General features: G+C 71.3%; 19 protein-coding genes. 5 read left to right on the top strand and 14 right to left on the bottom strand.

Annotation, left to right across the window (positions count from 1 at the left end):
• Nucleotides 1-61 precede the first annotated feature (61 nt).
• Entirely contained in the window at nt 62-1,480 is a 1,419-nt protein-coding gene (locus OG272_RS10005; RefSeq protein ID WP_327732295.1) for a GH39 family glycosyl hydrolase, read from the top strand.
• Nucleotides 1,481-1,581: 101 nt separating this feature from the next.
• Here the strand turns inward: OG272_RS10005 and OG272_RS10000 are convergent, their stop codons facing one another.
• The 7 genes from OG272_RS10000 to OG272_RS09970 all read right to left on the bottom strand — a co-directional run bounded on the left by OG272_RS10000 (nt 1,582) and on the right by OG272_RS09970 (nt 11,385).
• Complete coding sequence (locus OG272_RS10000; RefSeq protein WP_327730424.1) at nt 1,582-5,463, bottom strand: lipopolysaccharide biosynthesis protein; 3,882 nt, start codon at nt 5,461-5,463, stop codon at nt 1,582-1,584.
• Nucleotides 5,456-6,271, bottom strand: a complete 816-nt coding sequence (locus OG272_RS09995; RefSeq protein ID WP_405893096.1) for a polysaccharide deacetylase family protein — start codon at nt 6,269-6,271, stop codon at nt 5,456-5,458. The genes OG272_RS10000 and OG272_RS09995 overlap by 8 nt, the downstream gene beginning before the upstream one ends.
• A complete protein-coding gene (locus OG272_RS09990) occupies nt 6,268-7,290 on the bottom strand; it encodes a glycosyltransferase family 2 protein (protein ID WP_327730425.1) in 1,023 nt (340 codons plus the stop codon). The genes OG272_RS09995 and OG272_RS09990 overlap by 4 nt, the downstream gene beginning before the upstream one ends.
• Nucleotides 7,287-8,126 (bottom strand): glycosyltransferase family 2 protein, encoded by an 840-nt coding sequence (locus tag OG272_RS09985; protein ID WP_327730426.1) that lies wholly within the window; start codon nt 8,124-8,126, stop codon nt 7,287-7,289. Before OG272_RS09985 ends, OG272_RS09990 begins: the two co-directional genes overlap by 4 nt.
• 334 nt (nt 8,127-8,460) lie before the next feature.
• Nucleotides 8,461-9,582 (bottom strand): GNAT family N-acetyltransferase, encoded by a 1,122-nt coding sequence (locus OG272_RS09980; protein WP_405893095.1) that lies wholly within the window; start codon nt 9,580-9,582, stop codon nt 8,461-8,463.
• Nucleotides 9,583-9,585: 3 nt separating this feature from the next.
• Nucleotides 9,586-9,948: a hypothetical protein gene (locus OG272_RS09975; protein ID WP_405893094.1), complete on the bottom strand. Its 363-nt coding sequence runs from the start codon at nt 9,946-9,948 to the stop codon at nt 9,586-9,588.
• Between the two features lie 231 nt (nt 9,949-10,179).
• Nucleotides 10,180-11,385: a S8 family peptidase gene (locus OG272_RS09970; protein WP_326583873.1), complete on the bottom strand. Its 1,206-nt coding sequence runs from the start codon at nt 11,383-11,385 to the stop codon at nt 10,180-10,182.
• A 316-nt stretch (nt 11,386-11,701) separates the two neighbouring features.
• Between OG272_RS09970 and OG272_RS09965 the strand changes: the two genes are divergently transcribed.
• Nucleotides 11,702-12,508 (top strand): SGNH/GDSL hydrolase family protein, encoded by an 807-nt coding sequence (locus OG272_RS09965; RefSeq protein ID WP_327730429.1) that lies wholly within the window; start codon nt 11,702-11,704, stop codon nt 12,506-12,508.
• Here the strand turns inward: OG272_RS09965 and OG272_RS09960 are convergent.
• The 4 genes from OG272_RS09960 to OG272_RS09945 all read right to left on the bottom strand — a co-directional run bounded on the left by OG272_RS09960 (nt 12,492) and on the right by OG272_RS09945 (nt 19,299).
• On the bottom strand, nt 12,492-14,225 hold the full coding sequence (locus OG272_RS09960; RefSeq protein ID WP_328222655.1) for a serine/threonine-protein kinase: 1,734 nt from the start codon (nt 14,223-14,225) through the stop codon (nt 12,492-12,494). The genes OG272_RS09965 and OG272_RS09960 overlap by 17 nt on opposite strands.
• Nucleotides 14,226-14,291: 66 nt before the next feature.
• Complete coding sequence (locus tag OG272_RS09955; RefSeq protein WP_405893093.1) at nt 14,292-16,157, bottom strand: nickel transporter; 1,866 nt, start codon at nt 16,155-16,157, stop codon at nt 14,292-14,294.
• Nucleotides 16,154-17,644 carry a tetratricopeptide repeat protein gene (locus tag OG272_RS09950; protein ID WP_328222653.1) on the bottom strand — a complete coding sequence of 497 codons (1,491 nt, stop codon included), beginning with the start codon at nt 17,642-17,644 and terminating at the stop codon, nt 16,154-16,156. Before OG272_RS09950 ends, OG272_RS09955 begins: the two co-directional genes overlap by 4 nt.
• A 134-nt stretch (nt 17,645-17,778) precedes the next feature.
• On the bottom strand, nt 17,779-19,299 hold the full coding sequence (locus OG272_RS09945) for a DUF4331 domain-containing protein (protein ID WP_326583878.1): 1,521 nt from the start codon (nt 19,297-19,299) through the stop codon (nt 17,779-17,781).
• Nucleotides 19,300-19,532: 233 nt separating this feature from the next.
• Between OG272_RS09945 and OG272_RS09940 the strand changes: the two genes are divergently transcribed.
• From OG272_RS09940 to OG272_RS09930, 3 genes are all read left to right on the top strand, one after another.
• Nucleotides 19,533-20,075 (top strand): sigma-70 family RNA polymerase sigma factor, encoded by a 543-nt coding sequence (locus OG272_RS09940; protein ID WP_326585891.1) that lies wholly within the window; start codon nt 19,533-19,535, stop codon nt 20,073-20,075.
• Nucleotides 20,076-20,175: 100 nt separating this feature from the next.
• Nucleotides 20,176-20,988 (top strand): anti-sigma factor, encoded by an 813-nt coding sequence (locus tag OG272_RS09935; protein ID WP_328222652.1) that lies wholly within the window; start codon nt 20,176-20,178, stop codon nt 20,986-20,988.
• Between the two features lie 115 nt (nt 20,989-21,103).
• Complete coding sequence (locus OG272_RS09930) at nt 21,104-21,370, top strand: hypothetical protein (RefSeq protein ID WP_326583880.1); 267 nt, start codon at nt 21,104-21,106, stop codon at nt 21,368-21,370.
• Nucleotides 21,371-21,409: 39 nt separating this feature from the next.
• Here the strand turns inward: OG272_RS09930 and OG272_RS09925 are convergent, their stop codons facing one another.
• The 3 genes from OG272_RS09925 to OG272_RS09915 form a co-directional block, all read right to left on the bottom strand.
• Nucleotides 21,410-22,633: a CaiB/BaiF CoA transferase family protein gene (locus OG272_RS09925; protein WP_405893092.1), complete on the bottom strand. Its 1,224-nt coding sequence runs from the start codon at nt 22,631-22,633 to the stop codon at nt 21,410-21,412.
• A 106-nt stretch (nt 22,634-22,739) separates the two neighbouring features.
• Entirely contained in the window at nt 22,740-23,522 is a 783-nt protein-coding gene (locus tag OG272_RS09920) for an ABC transporter permease (RefSeq protein WP_405893091.1), read from the bottom strand.
• A complete protein-coding gene (locus OG272_RS09915; RefSeq protein ID WP_405893090.1) occupies nt 23,519-24,487 on the bottom strand; it encodes an ATP-binding cassette domain-containing protein in 969 nt (322 codons plus the stop codon). The genes OG272_RS09920 and OG272_RS09915 overlap by 4 nt, the downstream gene beginning before the upstream one ends.
• Nucleotides 24,488-24,514 lie beyond the last annotated feature (27 nt).

The raw sequence follows: 24,514 nt of genomic DNA, 5'->3' as shown, positions 1-24,514 counted from the left end.
CCCAGGAGTTCACCGCCGGAAGCTCCCCCACCACCTCGCCGCGCGGTTACTGTTGCCCATGATGGGACGTCGTGGGTGGAATTCGGGGGACCGGCGGTGGCGGCTCACCGCGCTTCTGGGCGTGGGAGCGGCCGTTCTGGCCCTCGTCGTGACCCTGCTCAACACACTTCCCGGGGACGGCAGCACCGCCGGCACCACACCCGACGGCGACAAGGTGCACGGCACGCCCGCCACCCCGCCCGGCGACACCGCACCCGAGGTGGGCTGGGGCTTCACCCACACCCAGTTCAGCGCGGACGTAGGCAGCGGGACGGCCGTCGAGCGCGTCGAGGAACGTCTCGGTGAGCGGCCCCTGCCGCAGATCCAGCACATCATGGGCTGGGGTGCCGACAATCCCGAACCCGTCGAGGGGCGTTACGACTTCGAGGAGATGGACCGGCGCATCGACTTCGTCCGCGCCACCGGCGGCACCCCCGTCGTCACCCTGTGCTGCGCGCCCGACTGGATGAAGGGCGGCCGGTCCGGCGCCGACAAGACCGACTGGAGTCAGGCCGCGCTGGAGACCGCGCCCGAGCCCGAGCACTTCGCGGACTACGCCGCCCTCGCCGCGACCGTCGCCAAGCGCTACCCGGACGTACGGCACTTCATCGTCTGGAACGAGTTCAAGGGTTTCTGGAACGACGCGGAGGCCCGCTGGGACTACGAGGGGTACACCGAGCTGTACAACCTCGTCTTCAAGGCCCTGAAGAAGGTCGACGAGGACATCATGGTCGGCGGGCCGTATCTCGTCATGGACAGCGTCGACCCGCGGCAGGAGCAGGACGCGTCGACGTCGTTGAAGGGTCCGTGGGGTGCCATGGACCAGCGGATCCTCGACGCCTTCGACTACTGGAACAAGAACAAGGCCGGCGCGGACTTCGTGGTGGTGGACGGGTCCAGTTACACCAAGGACGACGATCTGATCCCCGACGAGTTCGCGGCGACCGACAAGTTCACGGCCGTGAGCGAGTGGGTGCGGGAACGCACCGCCGGTCTGCCGCTGTGGTGGGCCGAGTACTACGTCGAGCCCGCCGACGGTGACGACAACCGCGACGGATGGTCCGAGAACCGGCGGGTCGCCGTCCAGGCCTCAGGGCTGATGGCCATGGCCAAGGGCGGTGCCTCCTCCGGTTTCTACTGGAATCCGGAGGAGGAGAAGGGGCCCGAGTGCCCCGGGTGCCTGTGGTCGCCGACGGACACGAAGGACGGTGGCGAGTCGCTGCCCATGTACGGGCTGTTGTCCCGGTTCAGCGAGGAGTTCCCGCCGGGGACGACGTACGAGACGGTGTCCGTCGCGGCGGACGACAAACCCAATGTCCGGGTGCTGGCCGATGACAGGGCCGTGCTCGTGGTCAATACCCTCGACCGCAAGATCAGTGCGGACATCGACGGTTCGAAGTTCGACATGGGTGCGTACGAGGTGAAGTGGCTCAAGAGGTGAGTGCCTCGTGAGGTCCGTGGGGAACTACGGACCGTCGTGGCTGGTCGCGCGGCCACGCGGCGCAGCCGCACATCGATACAGCCCCGCGCCCCTTCAGGGCGCTATGGCGAGCCCATCGTCAAGAAGCGCTGTACCAACGACGCCAGCAACAGCGCCAGCATGGGCAGGCTGAACCAGAAGCTGCTCTGGAGCCGGCGGAGTTGGCGGACGCCGGGCCGCACGGCCACGCGGACGACCTCGCGGGTGCCCAGCAGGACGATCAGGGCGATCGCGGCCAGGCCTCCCACCACCGACCACGGGGTCCAGGTGACCTGGGGGCCGATCGGGCCGGGGTCGGGGGCCGGGGCCTTTCCGGTCTGGTCGCGCAGGGCGAAGATCGTGGCGTCGGCGTTGGAGAAGACCCGCTTGAGGTCGTCGCGCTCGTCGAGGTTCCGGATGAGCCGGGGCTCCCAGTTCCTGGAGTAGCCGGAGTCCATCTGCAGCGAGGTGACCTGGCTGCGGTTGACGATCAGATAGGAGTGGGCGCCGGCGTTCTTCAGCGCCTTGGCCAGGCCCGACACCAGGACCGGGTCGCTCGGCGCGAGCGTCGGCACGTACTCGACCTTCTCCATGTCCCGCGCGCCCCACGGCATCGCGGGCGTCACGCTGTTCACCGGATCGTCGCTGAGCCACAGGAGCCGTACGGTCGGGTCGTCATGGGCGTAGACGTACTCCATCGCGGCGACCTCGCCCGGGCGGACGCGCTCGAAGGGCTCGTTGCCCCAGCGGGCGATCAGGAAGCCGCCGATGAGGACGAGGCCGGCCACGAGGGCGGCCAGCGGGGCGAGGCTCACCCGGTCCTTGTCACGCTCCTCGGCGGTCACGCCGGTGCGGGGGAAGAGGGCGAGGGCGGCCAGCAGCGCGGCGCCCGGCAGGGCGAACATGAAGACGCGCAGGGCCATCTCACCGCCGTACGACTGCATGCCGAAGCCCAGGAACGGTACGAAGGTCAGGACGAGCAGGGAGCGTTCGCGGTACTTGTTCGCGCGGCGGCGCCAGAAGCCGTAGCAGGCCAGGAGCATGACCGTGCCGGCGAGGGCCACCCGCGCGTAGAGGACGAGTTTGTGCGTCGAACTGCCTTCACCGATACGGCCGGAGACCGAGGACGTGACGTTGCCGCCCACGCCGCCGACCCCGCCGAAGAGTTCGTCGAAGTGGCCGGACCAGTACGGCTCGGCCAGGAAGCCCACCCAGACCGCGACCAGCACGGCGAACAGGATGGGCAGGCCGCGCAGTTCGCAGCGGCCGATCAGGACGAGGGCCGCGAGGACGCCCAGCATCACGAACGGGGTGAGCTGGTGGGCGGGGACCGTCGCCGCGTACAGCGCGATCAGGACCATCAGGAGGACCGCGCGCCGGGGGCGGTCCGTCGGTTCCACCTCCGCCTCGCCGGGGCGCACCGTGCCCCACAGCATGTGCGGGGCGCGGAACCAGACCAGGAGGATCGCGACGAAGGCCAGATAGAGGAGGTAGGTGAAGCCCTGGGGGGAGAAGTAGTCCTGGCCCACCCAGCTGCTCAGGACGAAGATCCAGATGCCCGTCCACCGGGCGCGCCAGCCGGCCCGCATATGGCGGGCGAGGAGGAACAGCGGGGGCAGATAGAGCAGTTGGATGGCGGTCGGCCACCAGCGGATGATCTCGGTGAAGTCGGTGATCCCGCAGGCCTCGGCGACGAACGCGGCCGCCGCGAAGAAGCCCGGCCAGCTCCAGCGGGCGTCCAGGTCGGGTACGGCCGAGCCGGTGCGGTCGATGTAGTCGATGAAGCCCAGGTGCTGCCAGGCCGTCGCGAACCGGGGTTCGGCCTCGATCACGGCGGGCAGCGCGTGCAGCGAGAACACGGTGGCCAGCAGGGTGACCAGCAGCAGCGCGCGGTGCTCGCGGGCCGGCCACAGCAGCGAGGCGAACACCGCGGCCAGCAGCGCCGCCCCGACCAGCGTCGGCGCGGGCAGCACGGAGATCAGGCCGAGTCCGCCCATCCGGTCCAGGTCGGAGTCGTCCAGCGTCAGCGCGGGCACCCAGTAGAGCAGGAGCGCGGAGAGCAGCAGGAAGCCGAGGACCGCACCGGTGATCGTGGGGTGCGGCAGCCGTTCGCGCAGGGGCACCCGAGGTGCCTCCTCGGCGGACGGGGCCTCCTGGACCGGGGCTTCCACGTCGGGTTTCTCCGGTGCCTCCGCCTTCCTCACGAAGGCCGGTTCCCGGAAGGCCGGTTCCCGTACGGCCTCCTCGAACGGCGCGTCCACCTCCGGGACCTCCGCCGGGCCCAGGGACGACTCCGAGCCCGGCTCACGGGCCTCCACCGGCAGGCCCAGCGCGGGCGGCAGCTTGAGCGGACGGGTCGGCCGGTCCTGGGCCCAGGCCGGCCGGTGGTCCTTGCGCGGGGACGCCGTTCCGGTGGGCGGGGTGCCGGGGCCGGGCCGTACGTCCGGGCGGCGTTCCAGGTGGTCGAAGTCGAGATGGATGCCGAGGGCGAGGGTGTCGGAGTCGAGACGCCGGCTCCAGGCTCCGCTCTGCTTCTTCGCGGCGGAGGCCACCCGGCCCAGGTCGGCGAGGTCGCCGTCCGGTGGCGCGTCCGCGGGCACCTCGGCGGGCCCGGCGGCGCGCAGGATCCGGTACAGCCGGGGCGCGGCGATCAGCACGATCACCGCGAGGCTGGAGATCTCGGCGACGCCCGCGCCGGTCAGCCCCATGCGGGGGAGCAGGACCAGGGTCAGGCCGAGGACGAGGGCGCACAGCAGGCCCTGCAGCCAGGCGAGTCCGGCCGTGCGGCTCTGGGCGCGCAGCACCGCGAAGTACGTCTCCATGACGACCCGCAGGACCGCGCCGATCGCGAACCAGCGCAGCAGCGGGGTCGCCGCGTCCGCGTAGGCCTGTCCGAAGACGGCAAGGATCCAGGGCGCCCCGAAGAACAGCACCGCGCACACCGGCAGCATGATCCGGGCCATCCGCCGTAGCGCGGCCCGGGTGTTGGCGGCGAGGCGGGCCGGATCGTGCGCGCCCTCGACGGTCAGCGAGGCGCCCATGTTGATGGCGAGCAGGTTGACCGTGCCGCCGATGGTGGTGGTGATGTAGAAGTACGCGTTGTCGGCGGAGCTGACCTGGGCGGCGACGATCACCGGAACCAGATAGACCACCGCGAGCGAGAACAGCGAGCCGGTGTAGTCGCCCGCGAGGAAACGGCCGATCTCCCGCAGCGACGGCGGGTGCGCGTGCTCCGCGGTGGCCTTCACATGCTTGGGGATCAGCCGCCGGAACACCAGCCAGCCCAGCGGCAGCACGGACATCGCGATCGCCGCGACCCAGGACACGAACACGCCCATGGTCGGGATCGCGGCGGCGAACACCACCAGCAGCACCAGCTTCACCGCCGAGAACACGGTGTTGCCGACCGGCACCCACACCGCGCTGCGCAGCCCGGTGAGCACCCCGTCCTGGAGCGTCAGCACCGACCAGGCGACCACCGCGAGCACGAAGAACACGGCGTTGTGCGGATCGTGCAGAAACCGGTACGACGACCCCCACACCCCCAGCGTCAGCAGGAACACGCCCGCCGCGAGCGCCACGATCACCGAACTGCCCGCGTACGTGCGGAAGATCAGCCGGCCGGTGGCACGCCCCGCGACCGGGATGAACCGGGCCAGGGCGCCCGTCAGCGCCAGCGCGGTGAGCCCGGCGAGGAGCTTCATCGCGGCGATCGCGGCGGACCCCTGACCGACCGAGGCCTCGGTGTAGTAGCGGGCGGCGGCCAGCCAGAAACCGAGGCCCAGCACGGCCGAGATACCGGTGTTCAGCATGAGGGCATAGGCGTTGCGGAACAGTTGGTCGCCCCCCGCCCTCTTGCCCAGCCCGGGCAGTCGCAGCCCGCGGACGGAGCCGGACCGCCGCTCGGTCTCCTCGGGCTCGGTGCTGTCGGCCTCGTGTGCCGTGGTGGTCGTCGTGTCAGACACGGGAACGGATGGCCTTCCGGACCTGTCGTGCTCTTCGGACCATGGCGTACCCCTTGGTGAGGGCACGGTCCCGGGCGAAGGTGCGGGCGATCGCACGGCCCTCGATGAGCTGCTCGAACTCCGCGATGCCGGTCGAGCGCCGTACGGTGACCCGCCGCAGCGCGTACGGGCCCTGCGCGCGCCGGGCGAGCGCGTTGCCGACCGCGAGCGACTGGGCGAACCCCGTCTCCCGCACCGCGACGCGCACCCGGCGGCTGGAGTAGCCGTACGGGTACGCGAACGAGACCGGCCGGGTGCCCAGTTCGTCGGCGACGATCTGCCGGCAGCGCCGCAGCTCGAACCGGAGCCGGTCGTCGTCCAGCATGTCGAGCTGCGGATGGGTGTGGCTGTGCCCGCCGATCTCCACGCCGTGGTCGGAGAGTTCGCGCACCTGGTCCCAGCCGAGCATGGTGTCGAGGGCGTCGCCGTTGTCGTACGGGCCCTTGATCCAGGCCGTGGTGACGAACAGCGAGGCCGCGAAGCCGTGCTGGGCGAGGACGGGCAGGGCGTGCCGGTGCACGCCCGCGTAACCGTCGTCGAAGGTGACCAGCACGGGCCGGGTGGGGAGCGGGCGGCCCAGACGCCAACTCGCCGCCAGATCCGCCGTGCCGACCGGGGTGAGGCCCAGGTCGTCGATGAGCGCCATCTGCTCCGCGAACGCCTCCGGGGACACCGACAGGTCCCGGGTGGCCTCGTTCGGCGCGGCGGACACCGCGTGGTACATCAGGATCGGTACGGCTGCGGCCGCCGTCCCCGTCGTTCCCGTCATGACGAGCCCCCCTCGCCCCCCTTGCCGGCCGCGCCGCCCGGAATCTCGCCGACCGAGAACGTGACATCGCCCCTGCGGGCCCGGACGCTCCCGACAACGTACCCCCCGGCCGCCGCCGCCACCCCCGCGACGATCGCGCCCGCCCGTCCCGCGCCCCCCGCGCGGCCGAGCAGCGCGTCACGCAGACCGCGCGCCACGCCGGCGGGCAGCACCCGGGTGGTGTACCGGCGCTCCGACTCCAGCCCCTTGCCGGCGCCGACGCTCCGCGCCACCAGCGCCTTCGACAGGCCCTCGGCGTACGTACGCGTGCGGAAGTACCCGAAGCGCATCCGCGCGTCGGGCACCCGGTGGTGGATCACTGCCCGGTCGTCGAGCAGCAGGACCGCGTCCGGTCTGGCCCGGGAGAGGCGGATGCACAGCTCCGTCTCCTCACAGCCCAGCGGGCGCTTGTCCCCGTCGCGGCCGATGCCCGTGGCGAAGCCCCCGGCCGCGTCGAAGGCGGTGCGGCGGAACGAGGCGTTGCCGCCGAGCACGTTGCGGACCTCGGCGACACCGCCGGGCAGACCCTTGTAGGCGCAGCCCACCACCCAGTCGAACTCCTCCGGGAACCAGGCCGGGCGGCGGCCGGACGCCCACGCGGGCACCGTACGGCCGCCGACGGCCATGACCCGGGGGTCGGTGTACCCCTCGACGAAGTACCGCAGCCAGTCCCGTTCGGCGACGGCGTCGTCGTCGAGGAAGGCGATGATCTCCCCGTGGGAGGCGGCGATGCCCGTGTTGCGGCCCGCGGACAGCCCGCGAGGGCCCGCGTTGGCGAGCACGCGCACCGCGCCGCTCTCCCGGTGCTCCTTGTACTCCCTGGTCAGACGCTCCAGCAGGGCCTGGTTGTGGTCCACCACCAGGAGCGTCTCCAGGGCCGGCCGGGACTGGGCGCGCACCGAGGCGACCGCCGCGAGGATGTCCTCCCAGCGGTCCTCGGTGTACACACAGACGACGACCGAGACGGCCGGCTCGTTCAAGACGACTCTCCCCGGCCTGCGGTGAGCATCGTCGCGTGCGAACGGCGGCGCAGCGCACGCCGGTTGGAGCGTTCGTGCAGGATCACCCTCAGTACGCGCAGTCCGTCGCGCACGGCCCGCAGATTGCTCGCGCCGTGGATGCGCAGATACTCGTGGCTGGGGATCTCCTGCACCTTCAGGCCCGCCTTGACGACCCGGATGTTCATCAGGGTCTCCACCTCGAAGCCGGTGCAGTCGAGGTCGATCTTGTCCAGGCAGTGCCGCCAGAACGCGTTGTAGCCGTAGCACAGGTCGGTGTAGCGGGCGCCGAACTTGCGGTTCACGGTGGTGCACAGCGCCCAGTTGCCGAACTTGCGGATCAGGGTCATGTCGTCGGTGCCGCCGCCGTTGGCGAAGCGGGAGCCCTTGGCGAAGTCGGCGCCCGAGACTAGGGCGGAGACGTACGAGACGATCTCGTGTCCGTCGGCCGAGCCGTCCGCGTCGATCATCACGATGATGTCGCCGGTGCACGCCTCGAAGCCGGCGATCAGGGCGTCACCCTTGCCCTTGCCCTGCTGCGGGACGACCTTGACGTCCGGCCACAGTTCGCGGGCCACCTCGACGGTGTCGTCGGTGGAGTTGCCGTCGACCAGGACCACTTCGTGGATCCAGCCCGGCAGTGTCTTGAAGACGTACGGAAGGTTCTCCGCCTCGTTCATGGCGGGTATCACCACACTCACCGGTGGCGCGATGGCCAGGTGGTTGGAGATCGGCCGGTACTTCGCGAGCGCCGGCGGCCCGGCGCTGGTGGTATCGGATTCGGATGCGGATATCGCCGGGCGCAGAACTGAGCTCATGAGTCTGATCCCTCTCGTCCGGTGAACCACCCGCCCCTGGGTGGTCCGGCCTGTTCGAAAGGGGGGTTCTCACTCATGGCATGCCGAAGTCGATCTCCGTGCATGCCGGGTGAGCTGGCAAAACCGGCCGACTGTCGCGACTCGGCAGTCGGTCGCGCGGCACGACTCGGTAAACGGTGTGGTCACCGAGCACGGCACCCCCCTACCGCGCCCCGCGCCGGGGCCGTCGCGCTCCTCGAGCCCTCCCCTTGGAGCAAGTGCTGACGGACCGATGCGGGTGGATGTACGACGGTATTGATGATTGAGCCCGTATGGCAAGACCTATTACTAGGCCTCACGTTTTTGTTGTTGTGTCCGTTACCTGACCTCTCGACCGGATTCTCCCGATCCGTTTCAACATTTTGTCGGCAGGTTCGAACAGTTCCGGTCGTGCCAACACCACGTTCCGCAGCGCCCGGACCGGGGCTCGGCGAGCCCGGTGTCCCAGTGCCACCGGATGGCGTCGGGTGACCCACCCCTCCGACACGGAGATCTCCCGCGTCTTCAGGGAATCCTTGTACTGCTTCTGCCCCCGGCCCAGATCCAGGTAGGCGATGCCGTCGGCCGCGCCCTCCTCGGCCATGTGCAGATGCAGGAGCAGACCCGGCGAGAACTTCGCGAACGCCGGGTCGTACGCCGGGAACCAGCATGTCAGCACCCGCTCGGAGCGCAGCCCGAAATGAGCCGCGACCGGCTTGTCGTCCGCGTACAGCACGGACAGCTGGCCGGTGAAGGAGTCGGAGCGGGTGTGGAAGAGGTGGTGCACCAGCCGGGTGATCCACGGGTGCGCGAAGCGGTCGCTGCGACCTGTCCTGCGGTACTGCGCCGACTTCCAGGCCATCAGTGTGCGCAGGGCCCTCGGGTCGCGCTCGTCGTGCACATAGCGCACCTCGCTCGCCGCGCGGCCGAGCCTGCGTTCCTTGGCGAGCGTCGAGCGGACGAACTTCGGCGAGTCGGCGCGCAGTTGGCCGAGATAGGCCTCGTAGCCCTGTTCCAGGTCCATGACCGGGGACGGGAAGGTGCCGGTGACATGCGCCGCGAACGGCGTCTGGCCCCCGGCCAGATGGTCGAACTCCCACACCGAGAGCCCGCAGGCCCGCAGCAGCGCCTCGGCGTCCCAGGTGAAGCCGGGGCGGTGGACCACGCCCTGGCAGTCGGAGAGGCCGAGACCGACGGCTCTGCCCACTCCGACGGCGGATCTCTGGTACGGGAAGAAGGCGGCCGGTTCGCCGCCCTCCCGGACGACCGCGATCCGCACCCCGCGCCGGCAGCGGCCCACCGCCAGGGCGAACTCCGGGGAGAGGAACGGGTTCGCGAGCTCGGGCGCGCCGTGGAGATGGGCCTTCGACTGCAAAGCGGTCCAGGCCGCCCGGTCGGCGGCGGTCAGCTCGCCGGGGCGGTACACACTGATGTCCACGTCTCAGGTCCGTCTTCTCTTCGTACGGCCGCGCAGGGGCCGTACCAGACTCGGCAGGAGAACGAGCGAGCTGATCACGGTCACGGCCGCGATCCCACCGGTCATCGACCACGAGTGGGTGGCGATCATGCCTTGGGCGACGAGGAGGTTCACCGCGATCGCGCCCGCGACGGACGTCACGACCCGGCCGAACGGATCCAGCCCGCGCAGCACTGCCCCGATGGCGGCTCCTGGCGCGACAAGAAGGAAGAACAGGGTGAACGGGCCGCGCAGCACCGAGTCCGCGTCGGCGAACGCGAGCACCGCGCCGACCCCCGCCACGGCCGCGGCCACGCCCGCCAGCAGTGGTCCGCCACTGCCTGACAAAGCTGGCTTGATACCCAAGGTCTGCATTGGCGACTTTGCCCCCTGAAGCGCCGGATGCCGGGCTTCAATGTCGCTCAGCGGGCGCGGGGGAGTCAATACGTGGAGACACGCTACGGGCCCGTACGGCCGGTTGTGACGTATCGGCGAAGACGTTCTCGGCCGGGTACGAGGTTTCCCCGGAGGCGACGTGCGCCTCCGGGGAAACCTCGGTTCACGGTGAGGCGGTCGCCGTTACGGGACGATCTGCAGCAGACGGTTCGGGGAACCGGTGCCCGGGCTGGTGACCCTGCCGGTGACGGCGCCGGCGGTCAGGGCCGAGGCGACCTGGGCCGGGGTGGCCGAGGTGTGGCCGGCCAGGTAGACGGCGGCCGCGCCCGCGACGTGCGGGGTGGCCATCGAGGTGCCCGAGATGGTGTTGGTCGCGGTGTCGCTGGTGTACCAGCCGGCCGTGATCGACGAACCCGGGGCGAAGATGTCCAGGACCGAGCCGTAGTTGGAGTAGCTCGCCCGGGCGTCCGTGTTGGTGGTGGCGCCGACCGTGATCGCCTCGGTGACGCGGGCCGGGGAGTACGAGGAGGCGTTGGCGCTGCTGTTGCCGGCCGCGACGGCGTAGGTCACGCCGCTGGATATCGAGTTGCGGACGGCCGTGTCGATGGCGGTGGAGGCGCCGCCGCCGAGCGACATGTTGGCGACCGAGGGGCCGCTGTGGTTCGCGGTCACCCAGTCGATGCCCGCCACGACACCGGCGGTGGTGCCCGAGCCGGCGTTGTTCAGCACGCGCACGGCCACGATCCTCGCCTGCTTGGCGATGCCGTAGGTGGAGCCCGCGATGGTGGACGCGACGTGCGTGCCGTGGCCGTTGCCGTCCTGCGCCACGTTGTCGTTGGAGACGGCGTCGTAGCCGTTGAATGCCCGGCCGCCGAACTGGCTGTGCGAGATGCGTACGCCGGTGTCGATGACGTACGCGGTCACGCCGGTGCCCGCGGAGTCCGGGTAGGTGTACGTGCCGGAGAGCGGCAGCGCCGCCTGGTCGGAGCGGTCCAGGCCCCACGGGGCGTTGGACTGCGTGGCGTCGGCGGTGAAGACCTGGTCCTGCTCCACCGAGGCGATCGCCGGGTCGGCGGCCAGTCGTCTGGCCTCGGCGGCGGAGAGCTCGGCCGCGTAGCCGTTGAGCGCGGACTTGAAGGTCCGCTTCACCGAGCCGCCGTACTCCTCGACCAGGTCCTTGCCCGCGCTCGACGCGGCCTTGAGGCCCGCGCCCTTCTTGAGCGTGACGATGTAACTGCCCTTGACCGCGGTGGGGGAGCCGGCCGCGAGCACCTTGCCCTCGGCCGGAGCGGCCTGGGCGGGGAGCGCGGTCAGGCCGCCGAGCAGGGCGGCGGTCGCCATGGTGGTGACGGCGGCGACACGGATGTTCTTGATACGCAGGTGTGCCATTACGAGGTGTTCCTCCTCATAGGCGGCGCACGCCTGGGTGGGGCGCGCGTCTGTGGGGGGTGCGTGCGAGATCGCACTCACGGCCGGGGAGCGTCGCGTTCCGCTCGCGGCTGATAAGCAGATTGGGTGATCTACGGGCGTAGCTCAAGGGAGTTGACGCGTTGTCATGTTTCTGTCACACGAGTGAAATCGAACGGGGGTGGAACGTGGCGGGTACGTTCCGTTGAGAGCGGGAAAGTATTGACATGAACACTTCCGATCAACCCGCGTAGTTGGTACGACGATTGAGGCAGAGATCCTGCTATAGGGAGGTTCCATGAGACGTTCCCGACTTGCGGCATACATGACCTCGCTCCTCCTCGCCGTCGGCGCCACCCTCACCGGGGCCGCGACGGCGCAGGCGTCCGGGCAGGCCGTCGCCACCGGCTATGTGGCGCTCGGCGACTCCTACTCCTCGGGTGTCGGCGCGGGGAGCTACCTCTCCTCCAGCGGCGACTGCAAGCGCAGCACGAAGGCGTACCCGTACCTCTGGGCGACCGCCAACGCACCCTCGTCCTTCGACTTCACGGCCTGCTCGGGCGCCCGAACGGGTGATGTTCTGGCGAGTCAGATGGGGCCGCTCGGCGCGGGCACGGGGCTGGTCTCGGTCAGCGTCGGCGGCAACGACGCCGGCTTCGCCGACGTGATGACCACCTGCGTCCTCCAGTCCGACAGCGCCTGTGTCTCGCGCATCAACACGGCGAAGGCGTACGTCGACTCGACGCTCCCCGGCCAACTGGACAAGGTCTACTCGGCGATCAGCGCGAAGGCACCGGCCGCCCATGTGGTGGTGCTCGGCTATCCCCGCTTCTACCAGCTCGGCGGCACCTGCCCGGGCCTCTCCCAGACCAAGCGGTCCGCCATCAACAACGCGGCCGACTACCTGAACACCGCGATCGCCAAACGCGTCGCCGACCACGGCTTCACGTTCGGCGACGTCCGCTCCGCGTTCACCGGGCACGAACTGTGCTCGGGCAGCGCGTGGCTGCACAGCCTCAACCTGCTGAACGTGGGCGAGTCGTACCACCCGAAGGCCGCGGGGCAGTCGGGCGGCTATCTGCCGGTGTTCAGGAACGCGGCCTGACGGCTCCGTTCACGGCTCCGGCCTCGTAGTCGGAGCCGGAGCCGGAGCCGGCGCCGCTGTACTCGCCGGGGTTCTCCGCGTCGTCGGAGGGGGAGGTCCCGCCCGTGGTCGGGGCCTCCGTCTCGCACGTCACCGAGAACGCGACGGAGTTGGACTTCGTGCTCACCGGGCCGCGGACCTCGACGCCGATCTCGTCCGCGTAGCTGCCGTTCGTCGAGACGACGACCTGGTCCCGCTTCGTCCTCTCACCGCCGGACGAGAACGACAGCGTCTTCCAGCCGGGATCCTCGACCTCGCCGTTCTTCGCCACCCACCGGTAGTCGACGTCCACGGGGACGCTGCCCACGGTGAACGTCGCGGTGAAGGTGGGCACCTCGGCGTCCGGCGGCGGACAGGTCCCGGAGTAGTCGGTGTGCACGCCCTCGACCGTCACCTCGACGGACTGCGCGGGCGGTTCGGTGGTCGACTCCTCGTCGTCGGGTGTCTCCGACGGCGTGTCGCCGCCGTCGCCCGTGTCGTCGCCGCCACCGGGCTCCTCGCCCGTACCCCCGTCGCCCGTCCCCTCGCTCGCGCCGCCCACCGTGCCCGCCCCGTTGGTGGGGTTGCCGTCGTTCCCGCCGCCGTCGCGGTTGATCAGGGCGTACGTGAGGCCGGCGATGGCGAAGGCGATCGCCGCGATACCGGCGATCAGGAAGACGAGGGCCCGGCGGTTGCGGTCCGGCTCGCGGGTCGCCACCGCGGCAGGGTGGGGCGCGGCGGCCGGGACCGGATGCGGCGGCGTCGGCGGCCCGAACCGGTTCGTGCCCGGCCCCGTGTTCACGCCCGGGCTCGGGAGGGTGACCGCCGTCGGGCTGTAGGGGGTCGTCGCGACCGTGTCGGAGTGCGGAGTGCCGCCCGCGCCGATGATGCGCAGGTCCTGCTCGGCCTGCTCGGCGGAGATCCGCTCGGCCGGATCCTTGCGCAGCAGCCCCTCGATCACCGGAGCCAGCGGACCGGCCCGGTGCGGCGGTGGGAGCTCCTCGTCGACGACCGCGCGCAGGGTGCTCAGCGGGGTGTTCTGGCGGAACGGCGAGTTGCCCTCGACCGCCGCGTACAGCAGCACACCGAGCGACCACAGGTCGGACTCGGGGCCGAAGGCACGGCCGAGCGCGCGCTCGGGGGCGAGGAACTCGGGGGAGCCGATGACCTCGCCGGTCATGGTCAGCGCGGAGCTGCCCTCGACCGTGGCGATGCCGAAGTCGGTGAGGACGACGCGGCCTTCGTTGGACATGAGCACGTTGGCCGGTTTCACGTCCCGGTGCAGCACCCCGGCCTCGTGCGCGGCGCGCAGCGCGGACAGCACCTCGGCGCCGATGTGGGCGGCGCGCTGCGGGGAGAGGGGGCCCTCGGCGTCCAGGAGGTCGGCGAGCGACAGACCGCGCACCAGCTCCATCACGATCCACGGGCGGCCGTCCTCCATGGCCACGTCGTACACCGTGACGACGTTGCGGTTGGCGACCCGGGCGGCGGCCCACGCCTCCCGTTCCAGGCGGGCGTACATCCGCTCGACGTCGGACACCGGGATCCCGCCCGGCGCCCGCACCTCCTTGACGGCGACCTCGCGGTGCAGCACCTCGTCGCGGGCGCGCCACACGGTTCCCATGCCGCCCTCGCCCAGCGGGGTCAGCAGCCGGTAGCGGCCCGCGATCACCCGTTCACTGCCCGGTTCTTCGGACACGGCCGTCCCCCGTCACTCGCATCCGCCTGAAATCTCCACTCCGTGCGATTTCCTCACAAAAGTAGCTCAGCCGAGTGCGGATGTTGCCCCCCTGAACACCAAAGTGGCCCCCAGTGCGACGACCAGCAGGGCCGACGCCAGTGGCACGGTCCTGCGCACCAACGCCGCCGTCGGCCCGCCGAGCCGGCCCTCGCCCCGGTCCATCACCCGCGTCACCCAGCCGCCCGCCTTCACCACGGCGTAACCGGCCGCCGTCAGCGTGAGCGCCAGCCCGATGCCGTACGCCAGCACGAGCAGCAGCCCGAACCACGCCTTTCCGAGTGCCGCCGCACCGACCAGCACGACCACGGCCGACGGGCTCGGCACCATGCCGCCCGCGAAGCCGAGCAGGATCGTGCCGCGCAGGGTGGGCGCGGTGGGGTGGGTGTGCGTGAAGCCGCCGTGGGTGTGGGTGACGCCGCCGCCGAAGAGGGAGCGCTTCTTCTCGGGGGCGTGGTCGTGGTCGTGGCTGTGGTCGTGGTCGTGCTGGAGATCGTGGGCGTGACCATGGCCCTGCTGGTGGTCGTGGTCATGGTCGTGGGTGTGTGCCTTGGCCGGTGCGTGCGCGTGCGAGTGGGTCGCGACCGAGGCATGCGTGTGCGTGGAGGTCTCGCTGTGCGCGTGGGTGTGCGACGCGGCCCGGGCGAGCACGAGTTCCCGGTCGGGCTCGGGCTCTGGCTCGGACGCGTGGTCGTGCGTGGGGGAGTGCCCTTCCCCATGACTGTGCTCGTGCTCGTGACCGTGACTGTGACCGTGGCTGTGGGAGTGCCCGTGACCGTGCTCGTGGTCGTGGTCATGATCGTGACCGTGCGTGTGTCCGTGTCCGTGTCCGTGTCCGTGGGCCTGCCCCTGCGTGAGCGCCAGCTTGCGGTTCAGCCAGGCGCGCCGGGCGAGGGTCACGCCCGCTCCCATCACGAAGAGGCCGCTCGCGATGCCCAGCCAGGTGATCACGGACGGGGCGGCGGCGGAGCCGGCGAGGACGAGGAGGCCGAGGGCGACGACGCCCAGTGTGTGAGTGACCGTCACGGACGCGGCCATGGGCAGGACGTCGCGCATCCGGGCCCGGTCGCGGGCGGCGGCCGTCGCGGCCATCAGGGTCTTGCCGTGGCCCGGGCCGAGCGCGTGCATGGCGCCCAGGAACAGGGCGATACCGAAGGCCAGGGCACCGAAGCCGAGGGTGAGGTCCTGGCCGGAGACCAGGTCGTCGAGGGCCCTGGTCCAGCGGTCCGCGCCACGCGGGAGGATCGAGGCGCCGGGCGCGTCGCTCCGCTGCTCGGCCAGTGCCGGGCCACCGGGCTCAACCTGGAGGGAGGCCGTCGCCGTGTCCTCCGGCGACTGCAGCAACTCCTCCGGATAGCTGGTGAGTTGATCGGAGACCGACTCCTCGGGCACGTCCGACCCGGCCAGGGTCATCCGGTCGCCCTGGGCGGTGACCTCGCGCCAGCCGGGCCCGGAGTCGACGGCGGAGTGGAAGCGTACGTCGGTGGCCCGGTCCGGCAGCGCGGCCGTCAGCCGGCACTCCACGCGCAGTGTCTTCAGCCCCGCCTGGCCCGGCCGCTCCTGGGCCCGGCTCGACGTCACCGTCACCTCGACGGCACGCCCGTCGACCGTGACCTCACTGCCCCCGGCGGCCGTCGCGCACCGCTCACGGGCCCAACTCGTCCTCCCCTGGCGCTCGATGGCGGGCGCGGCCTGGGTCGCCGGGATCTCCGCCAGATCCTCGACGTGGAAGATCCTCAGCTGTCCGGGGGCGGCGACCAGGCCGTCGTACCGGTTGACGGTGAAGTTGCCGAGCGGGTGGGCGCTCGCGGTCCCGGTGGGGACGAGGACGAGTGCGACGGCGGCGAGGAGAACGGCCGAGCAGGAGGCGAACGCGCGCCGGGGCGAGGTCACTTGGAGGTCTCCAGAGCCTTCAGGGCCTTGCGGGCCTGCGCCGCGCCCAAAGGCGAGAAGCCGGCGTTGAGGTCGAGCGCCGCCTTCAGCGAGGCCCGGGCATCCTTCTTGTCGCCGGCCGCGTACTCGACCATGCCCCGGTGGTACAGGAACGTCGCGTCCTTGTAGCCGGTGGCGGTGGCGCGGCGGGCATACGGCAGTGCCTCGTCGTCGCGGCCGTTGACGTGCAGGGCCCAGGCGAGCGCGTCCGCCGTGTGGACCGTCTCCCGGCGCTTGAACTCCGCCTCGGCGGCCCGCAGCGCCGCCTTCCCGTCACCGTGGTCGGCGGCGGCGAGGGCGGTGTCGAGGTCGGCGTTGACGCCGTTGGACCGGGCGATGGCGGTGTAGGCGTCCACCAGCGCGTACTGGTCGCGCGCCTTCGTCCTGTCACCCTTCGCCTCGTACAGCTCGCCGAGCACCACGAGCGGTCCCGGCAGCGGATAGGAGGACACGACCTGCTCCAGGCCGCGGATCGCCTCCGCGCTGTCGCCGCTCGCCCACTGGGCGCGGGCGCGGCCCTCCAGCGCGGGGAGATACGTGTCGTCGGCGCCGAGGGCGCGGGCGTAGTGGTCGAGCGCGGTCCTGTGGTCGCCCTGCTTCCAGGCGAGTTGGCCGAGCTGGGTGGCCACGTAGGCGATGTCGCCCCGCGTGGCCGCCGACCGCAGGGCCCGTTCCAGAACGCGCCGGGCGGTCTTCACGTCGCCGCGCAGTTCGTACACGTAGGCGTACCGGGTGAAGACCGGGATGCCGGGTCGGCGGGTGTCGGCGAGACGTACCGCCTTCAACGCGTCGTCGTAGCGGCCGAGTTCGACGAGGGCGTCGACACGGCTGCACAACGCCCTTTCGCTGTACGGGTTCTCCTTCAGCGCCCGGTCCGCGTACCGCAGCGCGTCCTCGAACTCGTGGCGGGCGGCGGCGAGCGCGGCGAGACCCGCGAGTGCGGGGTCGTTGTCCGACCGCAGCTCCAGCGAGCGCTTCAGGGCCTTCTGGGCCTGCGGGTAGCGGGACGGGTCGCCCTTGACGCGGGCCTGCTCGACGTAGGCGAGGCCGAGCGTGGACCAGGAGCCGAAGTCCTTGGGCTGTTCCCTGAGATGGGCCTGGAGCCGCTCGACCGCCGTGTCGAGGTCGCCACCGGCGAGCTGGGCCGCCGAGACACCCGGCGAGGTCGACATGGCCACCGTCCGGTCGTCGTCCTGGGCGCCCAGCGCCACGGCGAACCCGGTGAACGCGACGGCCAGCGCCGCCGCGCACGCGGTGAGCCGCAGCAGCCGCCCCCGGGCCGGCTCGGACACGGGCCGGCGGTCGGGCTCGGGAGCGGGCTCCGGGCCGGGCTCGGCGTCGGACGCGGGGCCGGACTCGGCGATGTCACGCCGGTCGTCCTCGGGAGTCCCCTCGCCGGGACGCGGATGCCCGTCCTGCGACGCGCTCTCGTTCGTACGCGGGGACATGCCCTCTCCTCAACATCCTTGCCGAGTGCGGTGGTGGTGATCGTGGGGCGCGGCCCGCCGTGGGGGATGGATACGAGCGGGCCGCGCCGGTCACGGTGACCGGGCCTCTTCGGGGGAGGCCCGGCCGGGGCGGACTAGTAGTACGCCCGGTCGTTCCGGCGACGCCACCACAGCAGGCCCGCGCCGATGAGCAGGACACCGCCCGCGCCGGCGCCGGCCGAGGCGGCGATCAGCGTGGTGTCCTCGGTGCCGCTCTCGACACCGGTGCCGATCGCGCTGCGGACGCTGTTCGTGGTGTTGCCCTGGACGGTCTTGCCACGCGAACCGGCCGTCGGCAGACCGACGTACGGGAAGTACTTGCCGAACTTCTTGTCGTTCTTGTTCACCGCGTCACCCAGGTCGTTGGGTGCGTCGACCAGTTCGCCCTCGACGACCTGCAGTGCGATGTCGAGCACGTCGTCGGTGAGCCGGCGGCCGTTCGGGAAGCCCTGGTTGTCGCCGTCCAGCACACCCAGCCGCTTCGGCTTCTTGGTGGGCTCGATGGAGGTGTTGAGGCGCAGCTGCTCCGACGGGGTCACGTGCGGCGGCTGGTTGAGGCCCTCGACGCCCTTGAGGAAGACGTCGACGAGGTCGTTGCGCGGCTCCTTGGGCGCCGGGATCTTGTAGATCGCCTCGATGAGCTTGGGCAGCTCCGGCTCGGTGACGTTCTTCAGGAACTGGGCGTCGTCCACCGGCGAGGACGCGTTGAACTTGTCCTTGTCCCCGATGGGGTTGACGACCTCGTTCACCAGCGGCATGCCCAGGCGCGACACCTGGTGGTACTGGCCGTCGGCGCCCGCGCGCTGGGTCGTCGACCAGATGCCGACGATCGGCTGGTCCTTGGACTCGACGAGCGCGTCGCTCGGCACCTGCAGGGCGATCGAGTTGACGTTGTAGCCCTTGAGCGTGTCCCGCCCGACCTCGGAGAGGTCACCGCCGTACAGCAGGTCGAAGACGCGCAGGTCCAGGAAGAACGGGTCGTCGGCCTGACCGGCGTACGTCGTCACCCCGCTCGCCGTCTTGTAGACCGCCTCGTCGCGCAGCTTCTTGAAGTTCGGCATCGACGCCTTGCCGACGTTCGACGGCGCGACCCAGACGTCGTCCGCGAGCTGTGTCTTGGAGACCTGGCGGCGGTTCTTCAGCTTGATGAGCTCGATGTCGTACGTCTGCGTGATGTTCAGGTCCGGGTCGTCGAGGCTCTCCACGACGCCCGTGTTGTACAGGAAGGTCTTGTCGTTCTTCGTCTTCGTCTTGAACGAGTACCGGAAGATCAGGTCTTCCTGCGCGTCGCCGTCCTGGTCGACGCGGATGTCGTACTGCGCGTCCTCGGAGAAGGTGAAGAAGTTCGGTCCGCCCGCGGGCTCCTCGAAGGGGATCCAGTTCGCGATGACCGTCGTCGTGTCCGGCTTGTCCGGGCTGACGAACGCGTACACGTCGGTGTTGTCGAACTGGGGCTCCCCCGAGATCAGCGGGGCCTCCCGGTGGCTGGAGGCGGAGGCCGCCCCCGGCTCCAGCACGGTCACGCCGGCGGCTGCGAGGCCTCCGGCGGCCAGCGATGCACAGATGAGGGACGCGACGCTCCTGCGTCCCGAGCCGCTCCTGGAAGTAGGTGTCATGCCGTCCGTCCTCTGTCCCAACTTGCCTGACGAACGCCATTCGGAGCGGTCGGCAGGGTGGATTGGTCGAATCCCAAACGTTCTTACGGCGCGTTTGAAAGGTTGTTTCAGCGGAGAGCGGGATTTGTTGATCGGGATGTCTTCCGGATCCGTAACCCCATCCGGAGGTGGGTCGGTTGCGAATGCCCTACGCACGGGGATGGCCGTGCACGACCGGAGGCGAGGGGGAGCGGGTGGAGGCGGACAAGCTTCTGGTCCGAGTGGCCGGAGGCGATCAACGGGCGTTCGAGGAGCTGTACGCCCTGGTGTCCGGCCCGGTGTTCGGGCTGGTGCGCCGGGTCGTGCGGGATCCCGCGCAGTCGGAGGAGGTGGCTCAGGAGGTGCTGCTCGAACTCTGGCGCTCCGCGGGCCGGTTCGATCCGGCCCGGGGCAGTGCCCTGTCCTGGATACTCACCCTCGCGCACCGGCGTGCGGTCGACCGGGTGCGCAGCGCCCGCGCCGCCACCGAGCGTGAGCAGCGCGAGGGGCGGCGCAACCACCACCCCGCCTTCGACCAGGTCGCCGAGGAGGTCGAGGCCGGACTCGAACGCCAGTGGGTGCGCCACTGCCTGGAGAAACTCACCACCCTCCAGCGCGAGTCCGTCACCCTCGCCTACTACGACGGCTACACCTACCGTGAAGTGGCCGAGCGGCTCTCCTGCCCCCTCGGCACGGTCAAGACCCGTATGCGCGACGGACTCACACGGCTGCGCGAATGCCTGGGAGGAGTCGCATGAGCGCCCTGATCGGCCAAGGGGGTGTCGTGAAGCTCCCGCACAGCGTCCACGGCGCCCGGCACGCTCCCCGTGGGGCGTCCGCGTCCCAGGGAGGCGCGGCATGAGCCTGTTCCGTCGCGAGGACCTGCACTCGCTCGCCGCTCCCTACGCGCTCGACGCCCTGGAGCCCGACGAGCGGCGCCGCTTCGAGAAGCATCTGGAGCGCTGCGACCGCTGTCCCGCCGAGGTGCGCGCCCTGTCCGAGGACGCGGTCCGGCTCGCCTGGTCGACGGCCGCGCCGGCCCCGGCGGCGATGCGCGACCGCGTCTTCGCCGCCGTGCGCAACACACCCCAGGACAACCAGTCCTGGAGCGCCCAGCCGTCGCGGCCCCAGCATCTGCCGCGGCATGTGTGGGGCACCGAGCCGCCGCCGAAGTCGCGCGCCCGTGCGCCCCGGATGCGCTCTTTGCTCGCCCCGCTGGCCACCGTCACGGCCGCCGCCGCACTCGTCGTGGCGTCCCTCTTCGCCGTCCAGGCCGAACGCACCCAGGACCAACTGGCCGCCGAGCGCGCACAGGCGAGTGAGATCGCCCACGTTCTCGCCGCGCCGGACGCCCGCACGACCAGCGACCGGGACGCCGAGGGCCACGCAATCGGAGTGATCGCTTCCGCCGAGGAGGGGAGCGCGATCGTGACCCTCAGCGGATTCGAGGACCTCCCGAAGAGCCGGGTGCATCAGCTCTGGCTCATGCGCCCCGACGTGCAACCACGCTCCCTGGGCCTCTTCGACGGCGACACGCCCTTGGTCGCCGACGGAATGAACACCGACGCGACGTCACTCGCGGTGACCGTCGAACCGGATGGTGGATCAGCGCAGCCCACCAGCCAGCCAGTTGTCCAACTCGCCCTGGAATCGGTCGGATTCGGAGAGTAATCAGCAACACCGTTACGGGGTAGGTGAATACCGGGGACGTGATTCCCGAGTGCTCCAACGGGGCGATATGGTTACGCTGCCCGGGCCGGGTGGACTCGTACGGGTGGGGAGTGACATGGAACAGATAACAGTGCGCAGGGCGCGAGTCCCTGCGATCACCTGCGGGAGCAGCGCGACCAGTTCGCGGCTCGACCGCCATCTCTCGGTGCTGAGCGGCCCCGCCGTGCCGCAGCGTGAGACGGACGAGGCGACCTCGCTGATGCTGGAGATAACGGCACGCACCCCGCAGGAGCGCAGTAGCCGCAAGGACACGCGCGTCGGCCGGGTCTCGCTGTTCGCCCCCCTGAAGAGGCTGCGCCGTTCGTTGTTCGGCAGCCGCTAGCACCACAGCACCAAGGGTTTCCTCGACGGAGGCCCGCGCTCAGGCGATCACGCCGTCCCGGCGCAGCGCTGCGATCTCTTCGTCCGTCATCCCCGCGGCACGCAGCAGCGACCCGGTGTGCTCCCCGAGCGCGGGCACCGCCCCCATCCGCGCCTCGTCCCCGCCCGGCAGCGTGATGGGCGGCAGCAGCGCCCTGAGCGGCCCCACCGGTGAACCCACTTCCCGCCACCGGTCCCGGGCCGCCAACTGCGGATGCTCCGCCACCTCCGTCACGTCCCGTAGTCGCGCACAGGCGATCCCCGCCGCCTCCAGCCGCGCCAGCGCCTCGTCGGTGTCCAGCACGCCCAGCGCCTGCGCGACCAGCTCGTCCGTACGCCCTCGGCGCTCGACCCGCGCCGGGTTCGTCGCGAACGCCGGATCGTCCGCCAAATCCGGCCGCCCCAGCACCTGTTCGGCGAGCCGCCGCCACTCCCGGTCGTTCTGCACCGACAGCAGCACCCGCCCGCCGTCCGCCGTCGGATAGGCGTCGTACGGTGCGATCACGGCGTGCCCGAGCCCGGTGCGCGCCGGCGCGTTCCCGCCGTGCATCGCGTGGTGCAGGGGGTGCCCCATCCACTCGGCCAGCGCCTCCAGCATCGACACCTCCACCGGTCCGCCCCGGCCGGTCGTGCCACGCCGTACGAGCGCCGCGAGCACCCCCGAGAACGCGTACATCCCGGCGGCGATGTCCGCCGCCGGGATGCCCGCCTTCACCGGCTGCTCCGGAGTCCCCGTCACCGACACCAGCCCGGCCTCGCACTGCACGAGCATGTCGTAGGCCCGCTTGTCCGCGTACGGCCCCGACGCCCCGTAGCCCGAGATGTCCACCGCGATCAGCCGGGGGTGCGCGGCGCACAGCGTGGCGGCGTCCAGCCCGAGCCGGGCCGCCGCGCCGTGCGCGAGGTTCTGCACGAACACGTCCGCGTCCGCCACCAGCCGCCGTACGACGGCCAGGCCGCGCGGGTCCTTCAGATCCAGGGCCAGGGACTCCTTGCCCCGGTTGCACCACACGAAGTGCGAGGCCAGGCCCCGGGCGGCCGTGTCGTAGCCGCGGGCGAAGTCACCGCCGTCCACCCGCTCGACCTTGATCACCCGGGCCCCCAGGTCGGCGAGCTGACGGGTGGCGAAGGGGGCCGCGACGGCCTGCTCGACGGCGACGACGGTGATGCCGTCGAGAGGCAGGGGATCGCTGGTGTGGGGGAGTGGGCGCATGCCGTGGATCATGTCCCCGCCGGGGCGCCGTTGTCACCGGGGCGTGCCGAGCGTCACGTGCCCCGGCGTCCCGCCCCGGCTCACCGGGGTCCGGCCCGTCCCCCGGGCGGGCCGGAGGTCACTTGGGTCCGGCCGCGTACGTGCGGACCGCGAGCGGCACGAACACCGCGAGCAGGACGGCGCACCAGAGCAGCGACCCGGCGACGGGATGGGCGACCGGCCAGGCGGCTCCCTCCGGCACGGGCGCGTTCCCGAAGAGGTCGCGCAGGGCCGTGGCGACCGCGCTGATCGGGTTCCACTCGGCGACCGTGCGCAGCCAGCCCGGCAGGCCCTCGGTCGGGATGTACGCGTTGGACAGCAGCGGCAGCAGGAAGGTCGCGCCGCCCAGTTGGCCGGCCGCCTCCTCGTTCCGGGTGAGGAGGCCCAGGAAGATGCCGATCCACACGGCCGCGAACCGGAACAGCAGCAGCAGCCCGAACGCGCCGGCCGCAGCGAGCGCGTCCCCCTCGACCCGCCAGCCCACCGCGAGCCCGACCAGCAGGAACAGCACCGTCCCGGCGGCCGTGACGAGCACGTCCGCCAGCGCCTGGCCCAGCGGCACGGCGGCCCGGCTCATCGGCAGGGTGCGGAAGCGGTCCATCACGCCCCGGTGCGTGTCGTGCGCGGCCTGGAACATGCCGGTCATGATCCCGCCGGCCGCGGTCGCCACCAGCAGACCGGGCACCAGGAACCGCCGGTACTCCTCGCCCGGCACCGCGAGGGCGCTGCCGAAGACGTATCCGAAGAACAGCAGCATCGAGATGCTCATGATCTGGGTGAGGATCAGCAGCGCCGGGTTGTTGCGGACCCGCCGCAGCTGCCGGCCCAGCATCGCCGTGCCGTCGTACGCCAACGTGCTCATGCCGCACGCTCCTTGAGGTCGGTCCGGTCGGCGAGGGTGCCCTCGGTGAGGCGGAGGAACACGTCGTCGAGGGTCGGCGGGCGCAGGCTCGCGTCGACCAATGGCACGCCCGCCGCGTCGAGTTCACGGACGAGCCGGGGGAGCGTGAGTGTCGGGTCGAGGGTGACCACGCCGACGGCGTGCCGGTCGTGGTCGAACGAGGGTTCCGCGCCGGTCAGTTGGTCGAGGACGCCTGCCGCCTTCGTCATCGCGTCCGCGTGGGCGACGACGACCTCCGCGTACGAGCCGATGAGCGCCTTGAGCTGGGGCGGCGAGCCGCTGTGCGCGATCCGGCCCCGGTCCATCAGCACGACCCGGTCGGCGAGTTGGTCGGCCTCCTCCAGATACTGCGTGGTCAGCAGCACGGTCGTCCCCTCCGCCTTCAGGGCGCGCACGGCGTCCCAGATCTGGTTGCGGCTGACCGGGTCCAACCCGGTGGTGGGTTCGTCGAGGAAGAACACCGCCGGGTGCCGGATCAGGCTCGCCGCCAGGTCGAGCCGGCGGCGCATGCCGCCCGAGTAGGTGGAGGCCGGCCGGTCGGCGGCCTCGGTCAGGCCGAAACGGTCGAGGAGTTCGCCCGCGCGGGCCGCCGTGTCGCGGACGCGGTGCAGCCGGGCGAACAGCCGCAGGTTCTGCCGCCCGGTCAGGTCACCGTCCACCGACGCGTACTGCCCGGTCACCCCGATCGCCCGCCGGACCGCGTCCGGCTCCCGTACGAGGTCGTGGCCCGCGACCCGCGCCGAACCCGCGTCCGGCCGCAGCAGTGTCGCCAGCAGTCGGACGGCCGTCGTCTTGCCCGCCCCGTTCGGACCGAGCATCCCGACCACCGTGCCCTCCGCCACGGCCAGATCGAGGCCGCGGAGGGCGTGGACGTCCCCGAAGCTCTTCTCCAGACCCTCACTAAGTACAGCGTACGTAGTAGTCATGGGTCGACCATAGCGCATTACGTACGC

The organism is Streptomyces sp. NBC_00104 (assembly GCF_045160825.1).
In the GTDB taxonomy this organism is placed as follows: domain Bacteria; phylum Actinomycetota; class Actinomycetes; order Streptomycetales; family Streptomycetaceae; genus Streptomyces.
Note: the sequence above shows the minus strand (reverse complement) of the source record. Positions and strands in the feature narration are given on the sequence as shown.